Genomic DNA, 17,785 nt, shown 5'->3' with positions numbered 1-17,785 from the left:
GGCGGCATGGACCGGGCCTTTCCTGACGCGCGCGGCGCGACCGTCGCCGCCAAGCGGGCGGCGATCGGACTGCTGCTCCTGAGCGAGGTTGCCGCGATGGCGACGTGGTTCGCCACCACGGCCTCGATCGGCGCGATCCGCACGCATTGGACGCTGAGCCCGTTCCAGGAGGCCCTGCTCACCAACAGCGTGCAGGCCGGCTTCGTCGCCGGAACCCTGGTCAGCGCGTTGCTGGGGTTGGCCGATCGGTTCGACCTACGCCGGCTGTTTTGCGGTTGCGCCGTCACCGCCGGCCTCGCCAACCTCCTGATGCTGGCCTTCGCGCCGACCTCGCCGATCGTGCCGCTGCTGCGCTTCATGACCGGAGCCTGCATGGCCGGGGTCTACCCGGTCGGTATGAAGATCGCCGCCACCTGGGCGGTGGGGGACCTTGGGCTGCTGATCGGCCTGCTCGTGGGCGCGCTCACCCTCGGCTCGGCGCTGCCCCACCTCGTCGCGGCCTTCGGCCAGCTCGACTGGCACCTGCCGGTGCTCGGTGCGGCGCTGGGCGCGCTCCTGTCGGCGGCCCTGATCCGCTTCGTGGAGCTCGGGCCGATCCGGTCGGAGGCCCCTCCCCTCCGCCTGGAGAACGCCCTCGAGGCGTGGCGCAACCGAGGCGTGCGCTTGGCCAATCTCGGCTATCTGGGCCACATGTGGGAACTCTACGCCATGTGGGCCTGGATCGGCGCCTTTATGGCGGCGAGCTTCCGGGAGCGCTACGGCAACGCCCCGCCGTTCCCGCCGGAACTGGCCGCCTTCGCGGTGGTCGCCGCGGGCGCGTTCGGTGCCCTGGTGGGCGGCTGGGCCGCGGACCGGTTCGGGCGCACCCTGGTCACCGGCGCGTCGATGCTCGCCAGCGGCTGCTGCGCCATCGCGGTGGGCTTCCTGTTCGGTGGACCCGCCTGGGCGGTGCTGTCGGTGGGCTTGCTCTGGGGCGTCGCGGTGATCGCGGATTCGGCCCAGTTCTCCGCGGCGGTGAGCGAGCTCAGCGACCGCCGGTTGATCGGGACGATGCTGACCGTGCAGACCTGCATGGGCTTCCTGCTGACGCTCGTCAGCATCCAGCTCATCGCCTTCGCGGGGACGTATCTCGGCTGGCGCTTCGCCTTCGCGCTGCTCGCCATCGGGCCATTCCTGGGATTCGCCTCGATGCTGCGGCTGCGGCGCCTGCCCGAGGCCAAGCGACTGGCCGGAGGACGCAAGTGACAGCGAGGAGAAAGCCGCCCGTGGCCTTCACGACGATCACCTACGAGACGCTGGCATCCGTCGCGCGGATCACCCTCAACCGCCCGGAGCGGACCAACGCGATCAGCGCGACCATGCTCGACGAGCTCGCGCGGGCGATGGACGCGGCCGAGGCCGACACCGATGTGCGCGCCGTGATCGTTCGCGGGGCCGGCACGGCCTTCTCGTCGGGCTTCGACCTGAAGGACCAGATGGCGTTGCGTCCGGAAGGCGTGAGCCAGTGGCGCCCGATCCTGCGCAAGGATTTCGACGTGCCGATGCGCTTCTGGCACTGCCCGAAGCCGACCATCGCGGCGGTGCGCGGCCCCTGCCTCGCCGGCGCCTGCGAACTGGCACTGGCCTGCGACGTCACCCTAGCGGCCGAGGATGCCTTCTTCGGCGAGCCGGAGCTGAAATTCGGGGCCGGCATCGTCGTGATGATCCTGCCCTGGATCGTCGGCCCGAAGATCGCCAAGGAGATCATCCTCACGGGCGAGGACCGCATCCCGGCGCAGCGCGCCTACGAGATCGGCATGGTCAATCGGGTCGTGCCGAGTGCCGACCTCGATGCGCGCGCGCTGCACCTCGCCCGGCACATCGCGGCGATCGACCCGAATCTCGTCAAGGAGACGAAGCGGGCCATCAACCGGTCGATCGAGGCGCGCGGCATGCTGGAGGCCCTGGAGACGGCCCTCGACATCGACCTGCTGATCGAGGGCGAGGGCTCGCCGGACAAGCGGGCCTTCATGGACATCGCCCGCGCGCAGGGCCTGAAGGCGGCGCTGGCTTGGCGCGACAGCCGCTTCCCGGGAGCCGGATCGTGACCGGGGCGCTGGCGGAGATCCTGCGGACGGGGTTCGCGCGCCCGGGCAGCCGGGTGGACGAGAGTTCCGGGCCCGGGCTGTCGGGACACGAACTCGACGCGCACGCGGATCTGGTCGCGGGCCTGCTGCGCGAGGCCGGCGTGCGCCCGCACGAGCCCGTGCACGTGGCCATCGGCAACCGGGCCCTCGATCTCGGGACGTTGCTCGGCCTGTGGCGGGCGGGCGCCGTCGCGGTGCCCGTGCATCGGGCCGCCGCACCGCTCACCCGCGGGGCGATCGAGCAGGCGACGCGCGCCCGCTTCCGGATCGACGGGCTCGCCCTCGACGGGATCGCGGAGGCGCCGCCGCCGGAGCGGCCCCTCCTTGAGGGGGCGGCCCTCGTGGTCTTCACCTCGGGCAGTACCGGCGCGCCCAAGGGCGTGGTGCTCGGGCACGACGCCCTGGCGCGCAAACTCGCGATCCTCGACCGGCTGCTCGGCTTCTGCCCCGACGACGTCGTCGTGGTCCCGCTCCAGCTGACCTTCATCTTCGGGATCTGGGCGAGCCTGCTGGCGATCCGCGCCGGGGCAACCCTCGTCCTCGTGCAGAAATTCACTCCGGCGGCGCTCGCCGGCCTGCTCGACGCGGAGGCGACGGTGCTGGCCGCGGTCCCCACCATGCTGCGGGCCCTGCTGGCCGACGGCGCCCCGTCGGCCCCCCGTCTGCGGGCGGTGCTGACCGGCGGCGAGGCGCTCACCCCTCCCCTGGCCCGGACGGTCTGCGGCGGATGGCCCGCGGCCGAACTCGTCGACCTCTACGGCTCGACCGAAACCGGATCCTGCGATTTCTGCCACCGGCCGCGGGATGCCGCGGAGGCCGGGTCGATCGGCGTGCCGACCGAGGGCGTCTCCTTCCTCATCGTCCGGGACGACGGCGCGCCCGCCCCTCCGGGTGAGACCGGCGAGCTGCGGATCCGCACCCCCTGCGGCATGCTGGGCTACCTCGACGGCGCCGAGCTGACCCGCCTCGCCCTGGAGGCGGACCATTTCCGGACGGGGGATCTCGCGCGCCTGCGCCCGGACGGACAGGTCGAGCTCGTCGGTCGCTCGAAGGAGATCATCGCCCGCGGCGGCAACAAGATCGCGCCGCTGGAGATCGAGAATGCCCTGTGCACGCACCCGGACATCGCGGCGGCGCTGTGCGCCGGCGTGCCGGACGCGCGCCTCGGCGAGGCGATCCACGCGGTCGTCGTGCTGAGGCCCGGCCTCGCGCTCTCGGCGGACGAGCTCCGGCGCTGGGCGTCGGCCCATCTCGAGCGCTACAAGGTGCCGGACGTGATCGTCTTCAGCGACACCCTGCCGGCGGGTGCGACCGGCAAGGCGAGCCGGGCGATGGTCAGCACGCTCACGCTGGTCCGCGCGGAGACGGCGTCGCTCGGCCTACGGGATGTGCCGGCGGCCTCCTGAGACGCGGTGACGGAGACGGTGCCGATCCACCCCGTTCCGATCGGTTCTACCCGGGCGGGTCCGCGAAGGTACTGGACGCCGCGGCGAGTTCCGTGAGCAGGCTCGGGATCGATGTCGCGGCGTCCGCCGCGTAGACCTCCACCAGCGGGCCCTCCGGACAGGTCTCCAGAACCCGGAGGGCGCCCGACGTGATCTTCGACCGGTAGCCTTGGACGGGAAGGAGGCTGACGCCAACGCCGGCCTGGGTCAGGGAGGCGACGGCGCCCATGCTTGTCCGCCGTCAGCACGCCTGAGACAGATTGACGGCCTTCACGAGCGGAGGATGACTGGTTCGCCCCCATCCGCAAGCGACTTGGACGGCGTATCGCTCTCGATGTCGGGAAGCATCGCGTCCCGACTGCTTTGAGGGGCCGGTCACATCACTTGAGGCGCGCGGCAGCCCAGGCGATATGGTTGGCCATGAAGGTCGAGATGAAGAAGTAGGAATGATCGTAACCCTCGCGCATATTGAGCGTCAGGGCGATACCGGCCTTCTCGCAGGCATCTTCCAGCAGCCAGGGGCGCAGGCCGTCCTGAAGGAAGCTGTCGGCGGTGCCCTGATCCACCAGGAACTCGGGGAAGCGCTTGCCGTCCTCGATCAGCGCGGTGGCGTCGTGGGCGCGCCAGGCGACCGGGTCGGAACCGAGATACTTTTCGAAGGCCGGCTTCGACCAGCCGGCCGTGGAGGGCTGGGCGATCGGCGCGAATGCGGAGCAGGACTTGAAGCGCTCCGGGTAGGTCAGCGCGATGGTGAGCGCCCCGTGTCCGCCCATGGAATGCCCAAAGATGCCCTGACGGGTCATATCGGCGGGGAATTCCTTCGCGATGAGCGCAGGCAGCTCTTCCGTGACGTAGCTCCACATCCGGTAATTCGTGTCATAGGGCGCCTGCGTGGCGTCCAGGTAGAAGCCGGCACCGGAGCCGAACTGCCAATTGCCGTCCTCGTCGGGGATGCCGGAGCCGCGCGGGCTGGTATCGGGGGCCACGATCATCACGCCCTGCTCGGCGGCTGCGGCCCGGTACTCGCCCTTGTCCATGACGTTGGCGTGCGTGCAGGTGAGGCCCGACAGGTACCACAGCACCGGGACCGGGCCGTTCTCGGCTTGGGGCGGTACGAACACCGCGAACGTCATCGCGCATCCCGTGGTCTGCGCATCGTGCTTGTAGACACCCTGCGTGCCGCCATGGGCGCGGGCCTTCGAGATGGTTTCCATCAGCTTTGTTCTCCTACTCGGGAGGCGAAAGCCCCGCGCGGGGCTGGATGGTGGGTGACGGATTTTGACTGGGCCCAGCGACGTTTGGATCGCGCGCCGCGCGCCAGTCTCCCGCATGGGCTCGGGGCAGGATGCGGGCGTCCCTCGCGCGGGGAACAGCCGGATGGGATACGGATCCTCAGACCCAGAGGAAAAGATCCGCGCCCATCCTTCTCAGTAGACGACGACGGAGCGGATCGACTTGCCCTCGTGCATCAGGTCGAAGCCGTGATTGATCTCGTCGAGCGGCATGGTGTGGGTGATCAGATCATCGATGTTGATCTTACCCTCCATGTACCAGTCCACGATCTTCGGCACGTCCGTGCGACCGCGCGCGCCGCCGAAGGCCGAGCCCTTCCAGACGCGACCGGTGACGAGCTGGAACGGACGGGTCGAGATCTCGCGGCCGGCCTCGGCCACGCCGATGACGATCGACTCGCCCCAGCCGCGATGGCAGCACTCGAGGGCTTGGCGCATCACATGGACGTTGCCGGTACAATCGAAGGAGAAGTCGGCGCCCCCGCCGGTGAGATCGACGATGGCCTGAACCACCTTGTCGGTTCCAACCTCGGTCGGATTGATGAAATCGGTCATACCGAATTTGCGGGCCATGGCCTGCTTCTCCGGGTTGATGTCGACGCCGATGATTTTGTCAGCCCCGACCATGCGGGCAGCCTGAAGAACGTTGAGGCCGATGCCGCCGAGGCCGAAGACGACCACGTTGGCGCCCGGCCAGACCTTGGCGGTGTAGATCACCGCGCCGATGCCCGTGGTCACGCCGCAGCCGATGTAGCAGATCTTATCGAACGGGGCGTCCTCGCGGATTTTGGCCAGCGCGATGGCGGGCAGCACCGTGAAGTTCGAGAAGGTCGAGCAGCCCATGTAGTGGAACACGGTGCTCGATCCGGCGGGGCTGCCGCCGGTGGAGACGCAGGAGAACCGGCTCGTGCCGTCCGGCATCACGCCCTGGCCCTGGGTCGCCCGGATCGCGGTGCACAGGTTCGTGCGCTGGGACAGGCAGGACTTACAGTTGCGGCATTCCGGTGTGTAGAGCGGGATGACGTGGTCGCCCGGCTTCAGCGTGGTGACGCCGGCGCCGACCTCGCGGACGATGCCTGCGCCCTCGTGGCCGAGGATTGCCGGGAACTTGCCCTCGGAATCGAGGCCCGAGAGGGTGTAGGCGTCGGTGTGGCAGATCCCGGTGGCCATCAACTCGACGAGAACCTCGCCAGCCTTGGGTCCCTCGATGTCGATAGTCTCGATCGTGAGGGGCTTCTTCGCCTCCCACGCGACCGCGGCGCGCGTCTTCATCACGGATTCCTATTGTCTGGATGATCACGGACGGCGCCGAACTGCCGACTCTTCGGCGCATGTCCCGCAAGGGCGGCGCACCGAACGGTCCGAGGATCTGTCGCGTGTGTGATGCTTCTTGCGCCCGGATGCAACGTCTGCATCCGCGGTTCCGCCGGGCGCCCCCATTCCGATGGCGCAACCCAGCACCTGTGCGAAGGCGGCCGGCACGCCGCCTTCACGTCAGCGGATTGCGCTGCCCCAAAGAACTTCGGCTGACAATCCGCCGAGACGACCCGCCGGCTTGGATGATGGATGAATGTCCGCTCAGAGGAACGAGATCATTCAGCTTCGATGACTGAAATGGGCGCACAGCTGAACGACCGGTTTTGCACGCATTCGCAATCCGGCTCGGCGTAGTCTGGCCGAAAGCCGAATGACTGCTTCTGATTGATCCCGCGCTGAGGCGGATACGGTCGCCCAAGCCATCGGTTTGAGGCACCCGTCCGTTATCGTGCGCGCCATTCGCGGTGTTCGACCGGTCAGCTACTCAGCTGGATGCCTGCTCCGGCCATGCCGGACAGGACATGGCGCAGCAGGTCCGATCGCACCCGCCCCTGGCTGCCGGGCACCGTCCGGACCAGCACGGCCATCCTCACGGATGCCTCGGACAGGGCCGTCGCACCCAGAAACGCGGGCGGCGCGGTGAGCAGGGTAGCGAGCGCCTCGTCGGCTTCCACCGCCGCGATGGCCGCCGTGATCACGCCAGCTGCGGCTTCGTACGGCACGCCGTGCGGCACATAGATCGGCACCTCCAGCCCCGCCCAGTCGCGCGAGAAGTTCGTCACCGCCTTCAGCTCGCCGAAGGCCACCGTGTGCATGTGCCCGCTGTCGTCGCGCAGCCGGACCGAGCGCAGCGAGAACGCCTCGACTCGACCCTGCAGGCCGCCGCTCTCGATCGTCTCGCCGACTCGGAACGCGTCGTCGAGCAGCAGGAAGAAGCCCGCGATCACGTCGCGCACCAGCGCCTGCGCCCCGAAGCCGATCGTCAGGCCGACCACGCCAGCCCCGGCGAGCAGCGGGCCGATCTGCAGGCCGAAGGTCGAGGCGATGCTCAGGGTCGCCGTGACCGCGAGTGCGACGAGCACCACCGTGCGCAGGGCGGGCAGGACCGTGGCGAGGCGATCCGTGCGCGAGTCGCCGTCCGCCCGGGCGAGACCACGGTCGATCAAGCTGCGGACGATCTGCCAGGCAAGGTCGGCGCCCAGTAGGATCAGCAGGGCGAACACGATCTGGGTCGTAGCGGCTGCGCCTAAGCCTTCCTCGGACCCAGGCGCGCCCCGGACCACCAGCAGCAGTCCCGCGATCAACGCGACGTTGCGGGCGGCGTGGGCGACGATGCGTTCCTCGCGTGTCAGCGCTCCCAAGCGGTTCGGACCGAACGCGATCGTGCGCGCCGCGTCGCCCAGCGCCAACGCCAGCGCCGGCGCGAGGCCCAGCACCAGCGCAGCCCACGCCACGGCGGAGAGGCCGGCCTGGGCCAGCAGCCACGCGGTGATGGGGACGAGGGCCAGCGCCACGATCGCCGGGCGCGGCGGATGTCTGTCCGCTCCGCGCCGCACCAGGACGATTGCGCAGACGACCGCCGGTATCAGGATGGCAGCGAGCAGCAGACCCAGGCTCGTGGCCGCGTCGGCGACGGCCGCTCCGGCGCCAGCCAGCCGCAGCAGCGCCGACCACAAGAGCCCCGCCGCCAGGGTGAGAGCCACGACCGTGACCCCGTGCTGCGCGCGCCAGGCCGCGTCCGTCGGCAGGGCGACGAGACGCAGCCGCGGGCCGCCGGGGGCGAGCAGGAAGCGGCCGAGCACGCGCGCGGTGCGCACGGCGACGATGGCGAGCAGCACGTCCAGCGCCATGACGCCGGCGGCGGCCGGGGGTGCCGCAGCGAGGTAGGCGAGGCAGGCACCCGCCGCGAAGCTCAGGACCAAGCATTGGGCGAACAGCAGGCGCTGGGCCTGGGCGACGGCCCGCTGTCGCACGGTGGCCAGCGGGCTGTCGGCGATCCGGCGCATCCACGTCGCGGACCAGCGGAAGAACAGGCGCTCAGCGAGCCACCCTCCGAACCATAGCATGAGGAGGCGCGCAGCCAAGCCAATCGGGCTCGTCCGCTCGCCTGCAACGAGCGTCGAGGCGGCCTGGCTGGTCGCTGCGGGGACCCCGGCAGCAGCCGCGACCAGATCGCCTGTTCTATCGCGGATCGCGCGGAGGTGCTCGTCCAGGTCGCGGCCGAGGGCGAGGCCGCCGAAGCCGAGCTGGAGCGTCTGCGCACGTGGTGCGGTCGGGAACGCGCACAGGACAGCGAGGGCCGCCAGGCACCAGACGCGGCGGGATCTTATCACGACCGGCTTGCGCGCATGAATCGCGACCCACACACGAGAGGATGCGACACCGTTGCCGCCGGGGTCGTCATGCCCTCCTACACCACCTCATGCGTCGCGGCACCGCCTCGGTTTAGATCGTCACCTCCGTTCCTTCTGGTTCGGCCCGGAAGGTCCAGGAGCCCCCGCTTCTGAACGTCGAGGCCGTACCGAACGTGTCCTCCATGAACTGCATGTGTGTGACTTTGCCATCCCTCACCCTGGCGAGGACGGCGACCGGTGACGTGATCCGCTTCTCCATGACACGTGAGCGAAAGGTGCAGCGCGCGAACACGGCGACCCGCTCGTCGCTGCCGAACGCCTCCAGAACGTCGAAGGCCGGGATCTCCCAGTGCCGATTCACGTCCACGAACGTGGCCAGGATGGATTGCGAGCCCGCATGCGTGCCGCACCAGGGCATGATCCTCCTCAGCTCTGGATTGTCGTAGTTCAGCGAGACGTAGGTGGCGTCCGGCTCGACCAGCGCGGCGATGGTGGCCGGGTCGGTCGCATTGTTCAGGACGGCGAGGACGGTCTCGGTCGGCGTCAGGGCGTTCATCACGTTCTCCTCGCGGTCAAACGGACATTCCGCGCCGGGCATGCTGCTGCCGACCCGGCGGCCATCGAGACTGAGGCCGGTGGCGCCGGCGCGGGCGAGCAGCAGGAAGCCGCCGGCCATCGTGAGGTTCTTCAGGAAGTTGATCAGCTGGTTCTGGTCGGCGAACGCCGTGTGGAAGATGGCCGCCGTCAGCAGGCACCAGCCGGCCAGCAGCACGCCGAGCGGACGCGTCCAGAGGCCGAGCCCCAGCAGCGCGCCGGAGCCGATCTCGAACGCGGCCGCCGGCCAGAGCAGCACGGCCGGAACGCCGTAGGCTGCCATGTAGCCCTGTGTGGCCGACACGGCGGTGAGCTTGCCGATGCCTGAGAGCAGGAACAGGGCCGACATCAGCACGCGGGCGGGGGCATCGACCCATCTCGGTAGGGTGAGGCTCATCGCGAGCACCTCACGCTTGCGCCGGCAGGACGGTGGAGAAGCTGTAGCGGGCGATCTTCCAGGTGCTATCGACCTTCCGGAAGAGGAACAGCTCCTGATTGGCCTCCGGGATGTCGATGCCGGGCTGCAGGAGGCGGATCGTGCCCGTCGAGGTCGAGCGCAGGAACGCCCAATCCGGGGCGACCAGGCGGATCTCGGCGATCTCGAAGACGATGTCGAGCTTGATCGCCCCGGCCATCCCGGCATAGGCGGCGTGCACGGCGGCCTTGCCGACCGCGGGCGGGCTGTACTGAGCCATGAGCACGGCGTCGTCGGCGTAGAGCTCCGCCACGGCCGTGGCATCCGCGTTGTTGGCGGCCTCGGCGTACCGCGCCAGCACGGCCGCGATGGCCTGTTCGTCGGCATCCATGGTGTCTTCCTCTGATCGTGGGCGTCTCATGAGTTGGCCGTCGCCCGCATGAGCGGCATCACAGTGCAGATCGGGAATGTCGCCTCCGGTGGCGGGAGCCAGCCCGAGAGGCCCGCCAGGTCGCGGCCACGATCTTCGCGTGCCTGTGTGGGAACCGGATTCGGCGCGAGCGCCCGAGCTACAGTCCGGGCGGGTTCGTGGGCGAGAAGCTGTAGCGTGCGATCCGCCAGGACCCGTCGTCACCCTTCCGGAAGATGAAGAGTTCCTGATTGGCTTCCGCGGTGGTCTTGCCGGTCGAGTGATGCAGTGTCGTCCCGGCCGAGTTGGTGCGCACGAACGCCCAGGCCGGCGCGATCTGCACCACCTCGGCGATGTCGAACCTCACGTCGAACTTCAGTTCGGCGAAGACGGCGTCGTACGCCTTGCGGATCGCCGTCTGGCCGATGAACGACGGGCTGTAGGGAGCCATGAAGATGCCGTCCGGCGTGTAGAGCGGCAGCACCGCGGCGGTCTGACCGCCGTTGAGCGCGGCGTTGTACGAGGCCAGCACGGCGCGAAGAGCCTCCTCGTCGGCCGCCGCGTGCCGTGTGGGGGCGGCTCCACCGGTCGACTGAGCCAGGACTGGACCGCCCATGAGGCCCCCGAGCAGGCCCAGCGCCAACATCGTGACCAACCGAACTCTCATCCTGGGTGCTCCAGCCACCGGTTTACGGTGCGGCAGGGATATGCGACCGATGATCTGCCCATAAGACTGTAATTGTGGGAAATACCTTCCCAGATCTGGGATAATGATGCTCGATCTGAACGCGCTTCTGATCTTCGCCAAGGTCGTGGAGGCCAACAGCTTCTCAGCGGCCGCTCGGCAGCTGCGGGTGCCGGTCTCGACCGTGAGCCGGCGTGTCGCGGAGCTGGAAGGACAACTCGGCGTTCGTCTGCTGGAACGCTCGACGCGAAGCCTGCGCTTGACCGACCTCGGTTCGGAGGTGCTGGAGCACGCCCGGCGCAGCGTCGAGATCAGCGACGCGGTCGCCGGCATCGTCTCGAACCGAATGACGTCCGTCTCGGGCCTGCTTCGTGTGGCGGCGCTCCCGAGCATCTCCGATACGCTCGTCGCACCACTCGTGGGCGCGTTCCAGGCCGCCCACCCGAACGTGCGCGTCCAGGTGCTGGTCACGGAGCGGCACGTGGACCAGGTCTCGGAAGGCATCGACATCGCCTTCCGGTTCGGCCCCCTTCGCGACTCGGGTTTGGTCGCGCGTCGCGTTCTCACCTATCGCCACCGTCTCGTGGCGAGCCCGACTTACCTGGGGGCGCTCCCAGCGCCGGACGCACCGCGAGACCTGTATGATCACCGGCTCCTGGCGTTCTCGCTGGGCAAGCCGGACCATCGCTGGACGTTCATCCGCGCCGGACATGCGGACCGGGAGACCATCACCTTCCAGCCGCACTTCACGATGAACGATTATATCGGGCTCGCGACCGCGCTGCTGGCAGGGTCCGGCATCGGAGACTTGCCGCCGGTGGTCCAACCGGAGCTGCTGCGGGACGGCAGGTTGGTCGAGGTGATGCCGGAGTGGCGGTTCCGGACCTTCGACCTGTCGCTGGTACATCTCGGTCACCGCCAGCTGTCACGACCCGTGCGCCTGTTCAAGGACTTCGCCATTGAACGGATGCCGACGCTCTTCCCCGACCTGCCGACCTGATGATCCGGATTGCCCTCTGACGCGCGCGGACGGCAGTGCACAGCTGTCGAAGGATGGACTTGCGCGGACTGGTCAGAAGCTGTCCGGTTGCTTGCAGATGAGTAACTGGGCAGAGTGAAAACACGATCCGGCACCGTTCCCTATTCGGCACCGGCCTTCCCCGGCGAACGCAGCGCATCGACGAGGGCGCGCAGCGCGGGTGTAGCCTGGCGGCTGGGATAGTAGAGGTGACACCCGGGAAAGGGTGGGCACCAAGCGTCCAGCACAGACACCAGCCGCCCGTTCGCCAGGTCGTCCGCGCCCTCGTCGGCCAGCATGGAACCCAATCCCGCTCCCGCCCGCACCGCCGCACCCGCAAGGTCACCCTCGTTCACGACGAGCTGACCGCGAGGGCGCACGCGCACCTCGCGCCCGGCGTTCAGGAACTCCCAAGGCAGCAGGCCGCCCCCGCCGATCAGCCGGTAGTTGACGCAATTGTGCGCTTCCAGATCGTAAGGCGTCCGGCGATCGGGAAGAGGGCTCAGTCGTGGTGCCCGCACCCACACCCCGCGACGTGCGCGCCGCCGGGCCAGCGGGAGGCTCGGATCACGCTGCAAAAGTTCCCCTTCACGAAGCCCGGCTCCTTGTCGGCGATCACGTCGGCCTTGACGTTGCCGAAGGTGGTGTCCGGCTTGTGCCGGATGCCGTCGTAGAAGGCCTGGATGATGTCTTCCTTGAAGTCCGGCGTGCGGGGATGAGCCGAGACCACCGCCTCTCTCTCGGCATCCGAATACTGGTCGTAGGTCAGCCCAAGCACGTCCATCTCGACGCCGGCCGTGACCAGCGCGACCACCGGATGCATGTGGACCGGGATGCCGGGCGTCGTGTGCAGCGCGATGGCGGTCCAGACGGTGTAGGCGTCCGCCTCGGGGACGCCGTGTGCCTTGAGGAAGTCCCGGGCGGCGTTGGCGCCGTCGACCTCGAAGCGCTCCGCCGCGCTGCTGTGGTCCGGCATCAGGCCGAGGTCGTGGAACATGGCACCTGCGTAGAGCAGTTCACGGTCGAACGTCAGGCCGCGATGGACGCCGGCGAGCGCGCCGAACTGATAGACACGGCTCGAATGGTTGAAGAGCAGCGCGGTCTCAGTATCTCGGACGAACTCGGTGATCGCCCGTGCGAGCGTGCTGTCGGGTATGGCGGCCTCGGGATGGATGCTCACGGTGGATCTCCTTTGCGTCGGGCTTCGCGAGGAGGTACGGAGCGATACGCGTGGCATCAATCGTCTTTTCACGACGATTCCGGCCAGCTTGCGTGCATCCCCAGCCACGGAGCCAGCATGCCCCCCCGATCAGTCGCCGTCCTGGCGCTCTCCGGTGTCCAACTCCTCGACGTGGCGGGACCGCTCGATGTCTTCGCCGAGGCGAACGCCCAGAGCGACCGGGATTTCTACGAACTGGCCATCGTCGGGACGGAGCCGGGCCACGTCATCACGTCCTCCGGGCGCCGCCTCGTCGCGGACCTGGTCGCGCACGAAGCCGAGCCGACGCCCCTCGACACGCTCCTGGTCGCGGGCGCACCCCGGATGCAAGACTTGCGGGTCCGGGCCGGTCTCCTGGACTGGCTCGGGCGGACGGCGGCGGGCTGCCGGCGCTACGGCTCGGTCTGCAGCGGGGCATTCCTCCTGGGGCAGGCAGGCCTGTTGAACGGACGCCGGGTCACGACGCACTGGGCCGTGGCGGAGGCGCTGGCGGAACAGTTTCCCCAAGCCATCGTCGAGCCCGATGCGATCTGCCTGTTCGACGGTCCGTTGCGAACCGCGGCCGGGGTGACGGCCGGGCTCGACCTCGCCCTGGCGCTCGTGGAGGAGGACTTGGGCGCGGAGATCGCGCGCCGGGTCGCGGCCCACCTCGTCATGTTCTTCAAGCGGGGCGGTGGCCAGATGCAGTTCAGCCGTCGCGGGGTCAGCGCCCCGTCCGGCCGCTCCGCCCTCCAGGAAGTCCAACGCTGGGTCGCCGCGCACCCGGAGGCTGATCACGACGTCGCGCATCTCGCCGGGCGGGCGGGGATGAGCCCGCGCCACTTCGCGCGCCTGTTCCGGGCCGAGACGGGCCTGACACCCGCCGCCTATGTCGAGAACGTGCGGATCGAGGCCGTTCGCCGGCTCCTCGAAGCGGAGGCGCACGCCGCCCTCAAGCAAGTGGCCGGTGCCTGCGGCTTCCGCGACGCCGATACGCTCCGGCGCGCGTTCGTGCGTCGGGTCGGCACGACGCCGGCCGAATACCGCCGGCGGCACGCTCATGCCTGAGGTCCCGGCCGACCACCGTGCGGGCACTGGAGCGCCTCTCCCGTCGCCCCGGCCTTCCGGGGGCAAGCCATCCGTGGCAGGGCGGGTCCAGCCGGCCGCCTCGTCGCCCCGTCAGCCGTCGTTCGTCGTGGCAGCCGACCTCAATCCGACTCGGGCCTTCTGATGGCCCGTCGGTGCCGAACCAGATCGCGGTATGACGGAGCTCGGCGCCGTACCCATGATCTGCCGGAAGGCGTGCCCGAACGCGGCGACGCTTGAGTAACCGAGGAGGGCGGTCACCTGCTTGACCGTCGTCCGGCCCCCGCTCAGCGCCTGTAGCCCGGCGAGTATGCGGGCGCGCTGCCGCCACTCCTTGAAGGTCAGATCGGTCTCGGCCGGGAACAGCCGTGTGACCGTGCGCAGCGATGCGCCCGCCTCGCGCGCGAGGTCCTCCAGAGGGCGTTGCAGCGCCGGGTCGGCGAGCACCAGCTCGGCGACGCGCCGGGCGCGCGCGTCCACCGGCATGGGCATGAATGTGGTCGGGTCCTCCGCCTCGGCCAACTCGAACAGCGCCAAGTCCAGCAACAGGCCGAGCGGGCGACGGGAGGGCGCTTTTGAGAACGCGGCGAGGACCGTTTCCCGCAGCAGCGGCCCCACCGTCACGACGAACTCGCGGTCCAGGCGCGGAGCCTCGGGATGCATGGCCAGTCGCCGAGGGTCGACGAGCAACGTGCGCATCTCGATGTCGGCCAAGGCATCGACGGCGTGCTCGACACGCGGCGGAAGCCAGACCGCTCGCTGCGGCGGCACGAGCCAACGGCCCTTGGGCGTCGTGACCTGCATCACCCCTTGCGCCGAGAACAGCAACTGGGCTTCGCGGTGCACGTGCTGGCCGATCTTCTTGCCGCGCGGGTAGGAGCGCGACAACACGCCGGACGCGTCGCATCCAGGCCAAGGCAGGGTGCGAGCGGCCGCTTTTGGCGTCTTGGCGATGTCCATTGGCCACCCTTCGCTGTGAGGCCAGCGGTAGCCTGCGTTCGGTCACCGGGCAAGCGGGCGACCGAACCAGGTGGCGACACCGCCGAGCCGGTCACGGGCGCCGAGCGGAAGGCGGGGAGATTGATCGGACATGCTTATGAGACGTGAGGCGGTCACCGCCATCGTCGGCGCGGCGGCAGCGGCGGTGGTGGGCGACGCGAAAGCAAGCACCATGGGCAGGGAACGGATCGACGCGGTGCTGAGGAGGGGCATCGAGACGGGCCGGCTCGCTGGGGTCGTCGCGGTCGCCGCCACCGAGCGCGGCGTCCTTTACGAGGGCGCGTTCGGGCGGCGAAGCGTGACCTCGGACGACGCCATGACGCTCGATACCGTGTTCTGGATCGCCTCCATGACGAAGGCGTTGACGACCGCGGCGGCGCTCCAACTCGTCGAACGGGGCAAGCTCTCCCTGCACGCACCGGCCGGCGACCTCCTTCCCGAGCTGCGCGCGCCTGAGGTCCTCGAAGGCTTCGATGCAGGGGGAGCCCCGCGGCTTCGCCCGGCCCGCGGACCGGTCACGCTGCACCACCTGCTCACGCACACCTCTGGCTTCACGTACCCGATGTGGAACGCGGACCACGCCCGGTATGCGGCCGTTGCCGGACTGCCGGACCTTGGCTCCTGTCGGAAGGCCGCCCTGCTCGCGCCCCTGGCCTTCGATCCCGGGACGCGGTGGGCGTACGGCATCGGCCTCGACTGGGCCGGACTGATGGTCGAGCGCGCCTCGGGGCAGCGCCTGGACTCCTACCTGCGCCACCATGTTCTGACGCCGCTCGGCATGGCTGACACGGGCTTCGTCGCCCGTGACGATTGGAACGGACGCCTGGCCGGGATGCATGCGCGGCAGCCGGACGGGTCGCTGAAGGCCATCGACTTCCGAATGCCGGCCGAGCCCGAGGTCTTCATGGGCGGCGGCGGCCTGTACGCCACGGCTCCGGACTACCTTCGGTTCTGCAGGGCGATCATGCACGGCGGCCTGTTCGACGGCTCCGCGATCCTGAGCCCGGCATCCGTGGCATCCATGTGCCGCGACCAGATCGCCCCGATCTCGGTCGAGCGGCTGAGGACGGCCGACGCCGCCCTTTCGAACGACGCCGAGTTCTTTCCTGGCATCCCGAAGGGTTGGAGCTACGGTTTCATGACGAACGGGTACCCCACGCCGACCGGTCGGAGCGCCGGGGGCCTGTCCTGGGCCGGCCTGGCGAACACGTACGTCTGGATCGACCCCGTACGAAAGGTCACCGGGGTCATCCTGATGCAGCTCCTGCCCTTCGCCGACGAGCCGGCCCTCGAAACATACGAAAGCTACGAGACCGCCGCGAACGAGCTGGCACGGTCGGTTTGACCGGCTGCGGAACCGCTCGGAGCGGGCGGACGGGCGCCGTCGATTGGCGTCTCGGCGATGTTCGTTGGCCCCTTGCCGCGGACACGCCTCATCAGGTTGCCCGGCACGCCTGGGGGCCGCGCAGTCATGGGACCGGGGTCGGGGGAGACCGTCATGACGAGGAGGTCGCTCATGGTCGCCGACCTACGGGGCGTGACGATGGTGGACGCCCTGGTCCATCGGCAGGCCGAGCCTGCCGTCGCCGCGACATGCATCGACTGCGATTGAGGAGAGAGGACCGATGAACTCACCGCGCACCGTGATCGCCTACGTCAACATCGCCCACTTCATCGACCACTACGCCATGCTGATCTTCGCGGCGGCGGTGATCGTCCTGGCCCCGGTCTACGGGATGACCTACTCGGAGTTGCTACCCTACGCGACACCGGGCTTCGTGGCCTTCGGCGCCGGCTCGCTCGCCACCGGCTGGCTCGGCGACCGCTGGAGCCGCCGCCACATGATGGCGATCTTCTTCTTCGGCATCGGCGTCTCGCTCGTCGCGGTCGGCCTGACGCAAACGCCCCTGCAACTGGCTCTCGCCCTGTTCGCGGTCGGCCTGTTCGCCGCGATCTATCACCCGGTCGGCACCGCCATGCTGGTCTCGTACGCGAGCCGGCTCGGCCGGGAAATCGGCATCAACGGCGTCTGGGGCAACCTGGGCGTCGCGTCCTCGGCTCTCGTGACCGGCCTCGCCTGCCAGTATCTCGGGTGGCGTTGGGCCTTCATCCTGCCGGGGCTGGCGACGGTCGCGCTCGGCTTCCCGTTCATGGCCCGTGTCCGGCACGAGGTCCGCGTCGCCGGCAAGGGCGCGGGCAACGCGCGGGTGCACAAGTCCGCGATGCGTCGGGTGGTGGTGTCGCTCGTGGTGACCATCATCGCGTCCTCGACGACCTTCAACGCGATCACCGTGGCCCTGCCGAAGCTGTTCGCCGAACGCCTCTCGGACCTGACGACCAGCCCGGCGATGATCGGCCTTCTGGCGGCCGGCACCTACGTCTTCGGGGCGTTGGCGCAATACGTGATCGGTCGCCTGCTCGACCGCTATTCCCTCAAGACGGTTTTCCTGCCCCTGTCGTTGCTGCTGGCACCTTTGCTCTTCGTCGCCGCCCGGCTCGGCAGCCTGCCGCTGATCGTGGTGTCCATCGGCATCATCATCGGCATCTTCGGCCAGGTGACCATCAACGACGCCATGGTCGGGAAATACACGAGCGACGAATGGCGCGCCCGGGCTTTCGCGGCGCGCTACTTCCTCGGTTTCACGGCGGCGGGCGTGTCGGTCGGCCTCGTGGCCTGGCTGCACGATCGGGGCGGCTTCGCCCTGACGCTGCAGGCCTTGGGTGTCCTGTGCGCGCTGGTCCTTGTCGGGGCGCTCATCTTCCCCGGCGAGCGGCACATCGAGGCGGGAGCCACCCAGCCGGCCGAGTGACCCGCGGCCGGAGGCGGCCGGCGTCGAGACCGCCGGC

The 17,785-nt window shown here is 69.4% G+C and carries 17 protein-coding genes; 7 read left to right on the top strand and 10 right to left on the bottom strand.

What is annotated here, in order from left to right; translation table 11 throughout:
- Positions 1 to 6: 6 nt before the first annotated feature.
- From MKK75_RS35475 to MKK75_RS35465, 3 genes are read left to right on the top strand one after another with little or no spacing between them, the layout of a single operon-like run.
- The gene (locus tag MKK75_RS35475) at positions 7 to 1,245 is read left to right on the top strand and encodes an MFS transporter (RefSeq protein WP_244047153.1); all 1,239 of its coding nucleotides are present in this window, start codon (positions 7 to 9) and stop codon (positions 1,243 to 1,245) included.
- A gap of 20 nt (positions 1,246 to 1,265) precedes the next feature.
- Positions 1,266 to 2,087 (top strand): enoyl-CoA hydratase-related protein, encoded by an 822-nt coding sequence (locus MKK75_RS35470; protein WP_244047152.1) that lies wholly within the window; start codon positions 1,266 to 1,268, stop codon positions 2,085 to 2,087.
- Positions 2,084 to 3,532: a class I adenylate-forming enzyme family protein gene (locus MKK75_RS35465; RefSeq protein WP_244047151.1), complete on the top strand. Its 1,449-nt coding sequence runs from the start codon at positions 2,084 to 2,086 to the stop codon at positions 3,530 to 3,532. Before MKK75_RS35470 ends, MKK75_RS35465 begins: the two co-directional genes overlap by 4 nt.
- Positions 3,533 to 3,578: 46 nt before the next feature.
- On the opposite strand, the gene MKK75_RS35460 is transcribed toward MKK75_RS35465, so the two are convergent.
- The 7 genes from MKK75_RS35460 to MKK75_RS35430 all read right to left on the bottom strand — a co-directional run bounded on the left by MKK75_RS35460 (position 3,579) and on the right by MKK75_RS35430 (position 10,619).
- Positions 3,579 to 3,800 (bottom strand): hypothetical protein, encoded by a 222-nt coding sequence (locus MKK75_RS35460; protein ID WP_244047150.1) that lies wholly within the window; start codon positions 3,798 to 3,800, stop codon positions 3,579 to 3,581.
- 151 nt (positions 3,801 to 3,951) lie between these two features.
- On the bottom strand, positions 3,952 to 4,785 hold the full coding sequence (gene fghA, locus MKK75_RS35455) for an S-formylglutathione hydrolase (protein WP_244047149.1): 834 nt from the start codon (positions 4,783 to 4,785) through the stop codon (positions 3,952 to 3,954).
- 213 nt (positions 4,786 to 4,998) lie between these two features.
- A complete protein-coding gene (locus MKK75_RS35450) occupies positions 4,999 to 6,135 on the bottom strand; it encodes an S-(hydroxymethyl)glutathione dehydrogenase/class III alcohol dehydrogenase (protein ID WP_244047148.1) in 1,137 nt (378 codons plus the stop codon).
- 521 nt (positions 6,136 to 6,656) lie between these two features.
- Positions 6,657 to 8,513 carry a mechanosensitive ion channel family protein gene (locus MKK75_RS35445; protein WP_244047147.1) on the bottom strand — a complete coding sequence of 619 codons (1,857 nt, stop codon included), beginning with the start codon at positions 8,511 to 8,513 and terminating at the stop codon, positions 6,657 to 6,659.
- A gap of 112 nt (positions 8,514 to 8,625) precedes the next feature.
- On the bottom strand, positions 8,626 to 9,525 hold the full coding sequence (locus tag MKK75_RS35440) for a DoxX family membrane protein (protein WP_244047146.1): 900 nt from the start codon (positions 9,523 to 9,525) through the stop codon (positions 8,626 to 8,628).
- A gap of 10 nt (positions 9,526 to 9,535) precedes the next feature.
- Positions 9,536 to 9,934, bottom strand: coding sequence for a YybH family protein (locus MKK75_RS35435; protein WP_244047145.1), 399 nt, complete (start codon positions 9,932 to 9,934; stop codon positions 9,536 to 9,538).
- Positions 9,935 to 10,112: 178 nt separating this feature from the next.
- A complete protein-coding gene (locus MKK75_RS35430; protein ID WP_244047144.1) occupies positions 10,113 to 10,619 on the bottom strand; it encodes a YybH family protein in 507 nt (168 codons plus the stop codon).
- Positions 10,620 to 10,722: 103 nt separating this feature from the next.
- Between MKK75_RS35430 and MKK75_RS35425 the strand changes: the two genes are divergently transcribed.
- The gene (locus tag MKK75_RS35425) at positions 10,723 to 11,637 is read left to right on the top strand and encodes a LysR family transcriptional regulator (RefSeq protein ID WP_244047143.1); all 915 of its coding nucleotides are present in this window, start codon (positions 10,723 to 10,725) and stop codon (positions 11,635 to 11,637) included.
- A gap of 140 nt (positions 11,638 to 11,777) precedes the next feature.
- Here the strand turns inward: MKK75_RS35425 and MKK75_RS35420 are convergent, their stop codons facing one another.
- A complete protein-coding gene (locus MKK75_RS35420) occupies positions 11,778 to 12,176 on the bottom strand; it encodes a LysR substrate-binding domain-containing protein (protein ID WP_244047142.1) in 399 nt (132 codons plus the stop codon).
- A complete protein-coding gene (locus MKK75_RS35415; protein WP_244047141.1) occupies positions 12,158 to 12,835 on the bottom strand; it encodes an HD domain-containing protein in 678 nt (225 codons plus the stop codon). The genes MKK75_RS35420 and MKK75_RS35415 overlap by 19 nt, the downstream gene beginning before the upstream one ends.
- Positions 12,836 to 12,952: 117 nt before the next feature.
- Between MKK75_RS35415 and MKK75_RS35410 the strand changes: the two genes are divergently transcribed.
- A complete protein-coding gene (locus MKK75_RS35410) occupies positions 12,953 to 13,921 on the top strand; it encodes a GlxA family transcriptional regulator (RefSeq protein ID WP_244047140.1) in 969 nt (322 codons plus the stop codon).
- Positions 13,922 to 14,032: 111 nt separating this feature from the next.
- Here the strand turns inward: MKK75_RS35410 and MKK75_RS35405 are convergent, their stop codons facing one another.
- Complete coding sequence (locus MKK75_RS35405) at positions 14,033 to 14,899, bottom strand: AraC family transcriptional regulator (RefSeq protein WP_244047139.1); 867 nt, start codon at positions 14,897 to 14,899, stop codon at positions 14,033 to 14,035.
- Between the two features lie 211 nt (positions 14,900 to 15,110).
- Between MKK75_RS35405 and MKK75_RS35400 the strand changes: the two genes are divergently transcribed.
- Both MKK75_RS35400 and MKK75_RS35395 read left to right on the top strand, forming a co-directional pair.
- Entirely contained in the window at positions 15,111 to 16,283 is a 1,173-nt protein-coding gene (locus tag MKK75_RS35400) for a serine hydrolase domain-containing protein (RefSeq protein ID WP_244047177.1), read from the top strand.
- Positions 16,284 to 16,563: 280 nt separating this feature from the next.
- Positions 16,564 to 17,748, top strand: a complete 1,185-nt coding sequence (locus tag MKK75_RS35395) for an MFS transporter (RefSeq protein ID WP_244047138.1) — start codon at positions 16,564 to 16,566, stop codon at positions 17,746 to 17,748.
- Positions 17,749 to 17,785: the final 37 nt, after the last annotated feature.

It is taken from the genome of Methylobacterium sp. J-030 (genome assembly GCF_022829545.1).
Lineage (GTDB): Bacteria > Pseudomonadota > Alphaproteobacteria > Rhizobiales > Beijerinckiaceae > Methylobacterium.
The sequence above is the reverse complement of the archived record's forward strand: the minus strand, read 5'-3'. Positions and strand labels throughout refer to the sequence as shown.